Raw genomic sequence first — 6,072 nt, forward strand, 5'->3', positions numbered from 1 at the left:
GCACCCGTCAACACGTTAGTACCTACAACCAACGAGTGTGAGACCGCCATCCTCCCTGCTCAGCAGCACACGGCGCCAGAGAAGTGGCCGTAACTTCGGGCTAACCGGCTGTAGGGAGCGACGGCGGCGTCACGAAGCGCTCGGCGGTAGAGTTTTAATAGGTTGTGGGTCCCGCAGATGAGCTTCCACTCCGAGTCCGCGGCTTGCTTGCCTCTGCGCATGAACGAGCGGATCTTGCGGACGTCTTTGATCTGGCCGAAGACCGGCTCGATGATCGCCTGGCGCCGCTTGTAGAGATCCCGCCCCGCCTTGCTTGAAACCTTGCGGTCCATCTGCTCGATGAGCGTCGCGTCCTTCTTGAGCGGGCCGCGCCGGCCAGTACGCGGGGTCGGGTTCTTCTTCATGTTGCGCGTCGCGATGTATGCGTCTGGGTCCTCCTCGTCCAAGGCGGCCAGGTTCCCCTCCGAGCAGTAGCCCGCGTCGGCCAAGAGCTTCCCGGGCCGATCCTCGATACCAGCTGCAGCGAGCGAGGTCTTGGTCGCCTCGATCATCGGGTGGAGCAGGCCCAGGTCGTTTCGCTCATCGGTCACCTCGGCTGCCACCACCACCTGGTCCTCGTTCGCGACCGCCTGCGCGTTGTATCCCTGGAGGAACCCCTTGGTGCTCGACATGACCTTGGACTCCGGGTCGGTCGTGTTGACCTTCTTCTCTTTCGCTCCGGCCTTGTCCTTGGGTGCCTTGGGCTTGCGGCCCCGCAGCTTCTTGCCGCGCCGTTCCTCTTCTGCCCGGCGCTCAGCGAGCCGGGCCTCATAGGCTTTTCGCTCCTCTTCGAGCTCCTTGTCGAGCAGCTCCTTCGCGGCCTTGAACCGGCGCTTTCGCTCAGCACGTCCTCGAAGCACCGCCGGCGGCTCATCCCCGCGCGCCTCCCCGAACCGGGCGTCCTCAGCGGCGTCGATCGCCTCCGCCTCGGCGAACATCTTGTCGACTTCTTCGTCGATCGCGTCCTTGGTGCGGTTCTTCTGCATGGAGGCGGGAGCCGCCATCTTCGTCCCATCCAGCGCGACCAGGCCCACCCTCGTCATCCCAGCCTTGGCGCACAAGCGCAGCGACGCAGTAAAGATCGTCTTCAATGCCTCCTCGTGACGCTGACGGAACCGGGCGATCGTCGTATGGTCGGGGAACAGCCCCCCACAGATCACCCGGAACCCGACATCGACCTGGCACGCCCGCTCAATCTGGCGAGAGCTACGCACCCCCAGGCAGTAGGCGTAGACAAGCAACGCGACCATGGTCCTCGGATCATGCGCCGCGCCACCCCAACCATCCTCGCGGTACTTCGCGTAGAAAGCGTCGAGGTCCATCTCCTCGACACAATCAAGAACGAACCACGCCAAGTGGTCCTCAGGCAGCCACTCCGAGAGTGAAGGTGGCAGCAAGTAGAGCTGGTCCCGCTCCGAGGTCACGAAGTTGTAGGCCACCACCCCATCCTGGCCACCACACCCGCCCAAGTGGTGGACCCCACGCGCGCGCTACCCGGCACTTCGCAGATCACCCCGGAGGTTCGTGCAACAGGCTCTACTGGTCGGAGTTAAAGTCAACTTACGAAATCTATAGGTTCGCAAAAATGGTTGAGGCAAAATTCCGAAACCGAGAACTGATACTCGTCGGGTGCGACCCTGTAGCGTTTCTCATTGGGAACGCAGCTTTCAAATTGACATCTTCATTTATTAAAAAGAAAGTCTTATGGCTCGTTGATTTCTCGGAACAAAGGTTAGGAAAACACCTAGAAGGGTTTCTCTACAGCAGGTTAATCGGTGAAGCTATTATGATTGCTGATATAATAGCCGTAATATCTGAATTCGCCGTTTCGGCGCTAGGCAAAACGTATCAGGTCAGTAAATCGGAAGTGATGGTTCTCAGCAACCTTCCTTTGTCGGTTACTGACTCTCCTCCCTGGGCATTGAGACCTAACCGAGTTGCATATGTTGGAGGTTTGTCTCGGCATCAAGGTGTTGAGCTACTTGTAGAGGTATGTGAGCGTCTTTCGCTCAAGGGCGTGGAAATAGTTGTTGCTGGCGATGGAAAGGAAAGGGGTTGGTTTGAAAGGCAAATTAGAGGTGTCCCAAGGGTAAAATACTGTGGTGTGATCGAATCAACGACCGAACTCGCTGGTATGCTGACTGGTGTGCGTGTTGGACTAGCTCTATATGATCCTGGATATGCGATGTATAAATATGGAGACTCGTTGAAAGTGAAGGATTATTTATCAGCTGGAGTCCCGGTCGTAAGCACATTGCCAACAAGCAGAAGCGATGGTGTTATACGAAAAGTTACTTACAAATCGGAGGCCGTCACCATGGCAACAATCGCGTTGCTGTCCGACGGCCCAAATGGCGAGCCGGGCAGCCATCCTCTCCTCGCTGATGCCGAGACTCAGTTGCGACATCTCCTCGCGGCTTGCTCGGAGCCTTCTGAAACGGGAGCTTAGCGTCAAGAATCGGATATAAACAAGTGCGAGACCTGTTGCGTTACTAAAGGGTGCGTTGACTACTGGACGTCTTTGGGGATTGGGGTTATACTGGGGGTATCGCCAGCGTTGAGAGATCCCGGGTCAAGCGTGAGCGTGTGAAGCGCCGCGGCTTGGAAGAGAAGCGTGCTCAGGTGGTTCGCTTGCTGGAGCGAGGCGTCGCGGTTGGCGATGTCGCTGCAGCGTTCGGCGTGGGGGCGTTCCACGGTCTATGGCTGGTGGGCCGCCTACCAGAAGATCGGGGAGAAAGCGTTTGTCGTTGGCAAGGCAAAAGGGGCGTCCCCGAAGCTTTCCCCCCGTCAGGTGGCGGGGCTTCGCCAGACGATCATCGGCAAGGACCCTCGCCAGCTGCGCTTCGAGTTCGCGCTTTGGACCCGTGACATGGTTCGGGAGCTGATCAAAGAGCGCTACGGGGTTGAGATGTCCAAGTCGGCGGTGGGCCGGTTGCTGAAGCGAATGGGCCTTTCTCCCCAGCGCCCCTTGGTCCGAGCCTACGAGCAAGACCCCGAGGCCGCTCGGCGCTGGAAGGAAGAGGAGTACCCCGGGATCGCTGCCGCGGCGAAGAAGGCTGGTGCCAGCATCTTTTTCTGCGACGAGGCCGCAGTGCGCACCGATCATCATGCGGGGACGACCTGGGCGGAGCGGGGCAAGACCCCGGTCGTGCGGGGAACAGGCCGACGAGCCTCGATCAACATGATCTCCGCGGTCTCCAAAAACGGTAAGCTGCATTTTTGTTTCGTCGGTCCGCTCAATGCCACGAGCTTCATCGAGTACCTCGAGAAGCTCCTTCATGACGTGAGAGGTAACATTTATCTGATCGTCGATGGGCATTCTGCCCACAAGGCAACTTCAACTGTTCTACCTTCCGCCGTACTCCCCCGAGCTGAATCCCGACGAGTGGGTGTGGAAGAACATCAAGCATGACCGAGTAGGGCGGGTGGTTGCCCGTTCGGTCGACGAGATGAAGACCGTCATCCAAAACGCAGTCGCTCGGCTACAGTCCTCGAAAGACATCATCCGCGGGTTCTTCCGCTCACCCGACCTCAGCTACATCCTCATCGAATGACCACCACCCCAGCTGTCCAGTAATCAGTGGCCCCATTAGTAACTGTGCAAGGAAGGAGCGGCGCCATGGAGGGCTCGACGACACCCCACCGACCGAACCGACCCCGGCGCTGGGTGCGCGCCGGGGCCAGTGTCGCGGCCCTGCTGGCCGCCCTGCTGCCCCTGGCGGCTGCCCACCCCTCCGCCGTCCAGCCGCGCCTGCGCTTGGCCCGGGACAACTGGGGCACCCCGATGCCCCCGGTCGAGGCCGCCGGCGGCTGCGTCATGGCTTCTACCCCCGTCGGCCCCACCTACGGGGGGGCCGCGCCCTCCATCGACGGGGAGGAGTACCTGGGCACCGGGTCTAACTGCATCTCGCCGCTGTCCGGGGCGCCCTACGCCTGGTACACCAGCGGGCCGGTGCCCAACGAGACCCCGGTGTTCTGGCCCCAGGACCTGCCCCAGGACCCGACCGCCCCTCTGCCCTACACCAGCTACAGCACCTCGACCCCCCTGTTCTGGGGCGGCTGGGACCGGGGCACCGGAGCCCCGATGCCCTTCTTCGGGGTCCAGGGGGGGGACACCACCCCGGGCGAGCAGCAGGACCCCACCTCGATCGGGGGCACCGGGGCCTGCTCCAGCTTCGTCAACAGCGCGGGGAACGGGTACCCGACCACCTCTGCCTCCACCGGTGGGATGCGGGCCACCTCCGGCGCCGGGATCAGCGGCATCTGCTTCGAGGGCTCCCCGCCCCGGGCGGCCGGGGTCTGGGACATGGCCACCTCCTTCAACACCGACCAGTTCGACTGGCCGTGGAACACCAACTTCACCGGCACCGGGTGCTCTGACCAGCAGGTGTGCCTGCAGGACCTGGAGAACGACATGTCCTGGGCGATGCGCAGCTTCGGGTCGGGGGCAACCCCCGGCACCGAGGTGGATGGCCTCCCGGTCCTGCAGCCCCTGCCCTACCAGCTGCCCTCGAACTTCCTGCAGCTCCCCTATAACGAGCAGATGTTCGTGGCCATCGACACCTGGCTGCTGGACTACGGCCAGTACCCGTTCGTGGCCATGTCCGCCACCCTGAACCAGGCGGCTCAGCAGTCGGCCGATGCGGCCTCCGACCCCGAGCCGGTGCCCTGGCCGGGCAATGGCACCGAGCAGGCCACCGGGTTCGACCCCCAGACCGGGCTCCCGGTCAACGACCCCAACAGCGTCTGGCAGCAGCCCAACATGGGGTCCTACGACGCCTGGGGCGGGGTGTGGATCGGGAGCGACACCAACCCGGTCGATGCCATGCTGGAGTTCCTGTACGAGGACGGCTGGGACCCCAGCACCGACTCGTCCCCCAACATCGCCTGCTTCGCCCAGTATCCCCAGCCCTCCCTGGGCGGCTGCTGGGGCCACCTGCTGCAGCTGTCGAGGCTCACCCTGCCCCAGTCGGAGTCCCTGACCGACCCCTCCACCATGGAGAGCTGGCTCAGCGGGCCCACGGGTACCCTGCTGGTCCCCGAGACCTGCGCCGACGAGTACTGCGTCATGGGGGTGGGCAGCACCAGCTCGGCCAGCGGCAGCCTGGAGAATGGGGAGACCTGGAACGGGCCCAGCACCTCGGTCTTGATGGAGGCTTTCCCGGCCCAGCCCTACCCTAGCGACATCACCTTCTCGCTGGCCCAGGAGCTGCCCTACATGCCCGCCGACGAGCAGGCGGTGGTCCAGCACCTGCTGTGGTGGACCAGCCCCTCGTTGTCGGTGGAGGGCCAGCCCACCCCGGCGGCCTCCAGCACCGGCACGGGCAGCGGCGGGACCGGGACCTCTTCCTCGGGGACCGGCTCCAGCACCACCCCCTCCACCGGCGGCGGCTCCTCGGGGACCGGCTCCGGCGGCTCCTCGGGGACCTCCAGCACCGGCACGGGCAGCGGCGGGACCGGGACCTCCTCGGGGACCTCCTCCGGCAGCTCCTCGGGCTCGGGCTCCTCCACCACCCTTCCTGGCCTCTCGGGCTCCGGCGGCTCCTCGGGGACCTCCAGCACCGGCACGGGCAGCGGGACCGGGACCTCCTCGGGGACCGGCTCCGGCAGCTCGGGGGGCTCCGGTGGCTCCCCTGCCCCGACCCCCGCGCCCCGGCCCCCGCAGGAGTCGGCCAACCCCAACGCACCCATCCAGGGGCAGATCTCCGGGGCGGTGCGTACCATCGTGGCCAACCCCGCCGGGCCCGGCTACTGGCTGGTGGGCTCCAACGGGTCGGTGGCCGCGGCGGGCGGTGCCCCCAATGAGGGGTCCCTGTCCGCCATGGGGGTCTCCCCCGCCGCCCCCATCGTGGGGATCGCCCCCACGGCCTCGGGCCAGGGCTACTGGATGGTCGGGGCCGACGGCGGGGTGTTCGCCTTCGGCAACGCCCCCTACCTGGGCTCGGTGCCCGGGGTCCTGGGGCCGAACCGGCACCTGGCCGCCCCCATCGTGGGGATGGTGGCGGCACCGGGCGGGGACGGCTACTGGATGGT

At 64.5% G+C, this 6,072-nt stretch carries 2 protein-coding genes and 2 pseudogenes; 3 read left to right on the forward strand and 1 reads right to left on the reverse strand.

What is annotated here, in order from left to right; genetic code table 11:
• Positions 1-59: 59 nt before the first annotated feature.
• A complete protein-coding gene (locus Acit_RS11315; RefSeq protein WP_248109124.1) occupies positions 60-1,478 on the reverse strand; it encodes an IS1182 family transposase in 1,419 nt (472 codons plus the stop codon).
• 146 nt (positions 1,479-1,624) lie between these two features.
• On the opposite strand from Acit_RS11315, the gene Acit_RS11320 reads away from it, so the two are divergent.
• The 3 genes and pseudogenes from Acit_RS11320 to Acit_RS11330 form a co-directional block, all read left to right on the forward strand.
• Positions 1,625-2,488 carry a glycosyltransferase gene (locus tag Acit_RS11320; protein ID WP_248109125.1) on the forward strand — a complete coding sequence of 288 codons (864 nt, stop codon included), beginning with the start codon at positions 1,625-1,627 and terminating at the stop codon, positions 2,486-2,488.
• Between the two features lie 210 nt (positions 2,489-2,698).
• Positions 2,699-3,593: pseudogene (locus Acit_RS11325) on the forward strand (IS630 family transposase).
• Between the two features lie 65 nt (positions 3,594-3,658).
• Positions 3,659-6,072, forward strand: a pseudogene (locus Acit_RS11330) (hypothetical protein); the annotation flags it as partial.

It is taken from the genome of Aciditerrimonas ferrireducens (assembly GCF_023130475.1).
In the GTDB taxonomy this organism is placed as follows: Bacteria; Actinomycetota; Acidimicrobiia; order Acidimicrobiales; family UBA8190; genus Aciditerrimonas; species Aciditerrimonas ferrireducens.